Here is a 1,883-nt window from a genome sequence, read left to right on the forward strand (position 1 = left end):
TCGGAGGCGGCAAGGGCGTCGGACACGACGCCGCGCAGCCGTTCGATCATCGTGTTGACGTAGCCCAGCATGTCGCCGATCTCGTCGCGGCTGGTGATGTCGGCGAAGCGGGTAAGGTCTCCGTCAGCCACGTTCTGGACGGCCTGGCTGGCCTTGCGCAGGCCGGCGTTGATGCTGATCGCGATCCAGAAGGCGGCGGCAATGGCAATCAGCAGCGCCGTGGCGGCAACCGCAATCATCACCAGGCGGGTCTGGACGTAATCCTCGTCCGCCTGCAGATCGGCATCCTGGAGCCGTGTCGTTTCGAGAGTCACGACCTCGGTGAGGAGGGCGTCGATGTCGTTGGTCGCGGTACGAACCTCGTTGCTGGCGATCTGCATGGCCATCGGCCTGTTATTGGCCAACATCAATGCGCGAATCCGGTCGTCCTGCTTGCGGAACTCAGTCGTGAAGCCTGCCAGCTTGTTCCAGAGGACTTTGCCCTGTTCGGTGGCGATGGCCGTCACGGCAGTAAAGCTCGTGTCGAACTCCTTGCGGGCCTCGTCGCTCTTGGCGATGCTCTCCTGCATCTCCTGCGCGCTTTCTGCCAGCATGATGTTCTTCTGCTGGCGGACCTGCTGCAAGTGCTCGTTGCTGAGCTCCTGGGCGAGTTTGAGCCGCTCGGCCGGACCCTGGATCACCGCCTCGAGCGTCTGGTTGAGGTGGCTCAGGCTCAAAATGCCATAGCCCGCCGTTGCCAGCAGCATCAGGATGACGAAGCCGAAGGCGGCTCCCAGTTTGAATTTGATCGTCGCGCGCATTGGAGTGCCTCTTCGACTTAATTGGTGCTGGAGCCGGACTTCCGGTGCTCGTGATTGGCAGAGAAGATGGCCTGGAGGTTGGGAAGGATGATGAAGTCGCTTCCCCGCTTGACCAGGCAATCGATGAAATCGGGTCGCCAGCGCATGCCGACGCTTGGAGGTGGTTCACCGGCGCTGCGCACCAGGGTCGTGACCTCGTGAACCTTGTCGGTCCGGATCCCGGTGAGGGTCGGCTCGCCTTCGATCTCGAGCTCGATGACGACGATCCGGCTGTCGATGGTGGGCTGCGTCGCCTCCATGCCGAAGGCTAGCCGGATGTCCGCCAGCGGAATGACCTTGCCGCGAAAATTGATGACGGTGCCCACGAAGGCCTTGGCGCCGGGGACCGAGGTTTCCGGCAGAAGGTCGAGGATTTCCTGCACGGCCGCCGCTTCGAGTGCAAAGACCTCTCCGGCGATATCGAAGGTGACGACCTCGATCTCCTCGCGGCCTTCCCAAAGCGCGTCGGGAAGTGTTCTGGCTGCTGCTTCGCTCATCCCGCTGCGCGCAATTGCGCCTCCTGTTGCTGTCCCTCGGAGACCAGATGGCCGACGTCGAGAATTAGGGCGACGTTGCCGTCCCCGAGTATGGTTGCGCCGGAGAAGGTTCCGACGTCGTGGTGGAGCTTCGACATGCTCTTGATCACCGTCTGGTGGTCCCCGATGATCTGGTCGACGACGAGGCCGACGCGCTCGGAGCCGGTCGAGATCACCACCACCTTCTGGAAGGGGTCGGGCGTCGTGCCGGTGCGGAAGAGGTCGCGCAGCCGGATGAAGGGAACGAGGCTGTCGCGCAGCGAGATGAAGCTGCGTCCGCGCGAGCGCATGTCCTCCTCGACCGACAGCTCGAGGCATTCCTCGACGGCCGCCAGGGGGATGACGTAGCGACCGGAGCCGACCCGCACCAGAAGGCCATCGATGATGGCGAGCGTCAGCGGGATGGCAAGCGAGATTTCCGAGCCCTGGCCCGGACGGCTGACGACGTTGATCGTGCCGCGCAGCGCGTCGATGGTGCGCTTGACGACATCCATGCCGACGCCGCGGC

3 protein-coding genes are annotated in these 1,883 nt (G+C 63.7%); all 3 read right to left on the reverse strand.

The genetic code is table 11. The features are described from left to right. Positions 1-800: MCP four helix bundle domain-containing protein (locus tag EO99_RS0124735; protein ID WP_029621223.1), on the reverse strand; the 800-nt coding region annotated here is incomplete at its 3' end. A gap of 17 nt (positions 801-817) precedes the next feature. Further along, positions 818-1,336, reverse strand: coding sequence for a chemotaxis protein CheW (locus tag EO99_RS0124740; protein WP_029621224.1), 519 nt, complete (start codon positions 1,334-1,336; stop codon positions 818-820). Then, positions 1,333-1,883: chemotaxis protein CheW (locus EO99_RS0124745; RefSeq protein ID WP_029621225.1), on the reverse strand; the 551-nt coding region annotated here is incomplete at its 5' end. The genes EO99_RS0124745 and EO99_RS0124740, both read right to left, overlap by 4 nt.

This window comes from Pseudorhizobium marinum (assembly GCF_000705355.1).
In the GTDB taxonomy this organism is placed as follows: domain Bacteria; phylum Pseudomonadota; class Alphaproteobacteria; order Rhizobiales; family Rhizobiaceae; genus Neorhizobium; species Neorhizobium pelagicum.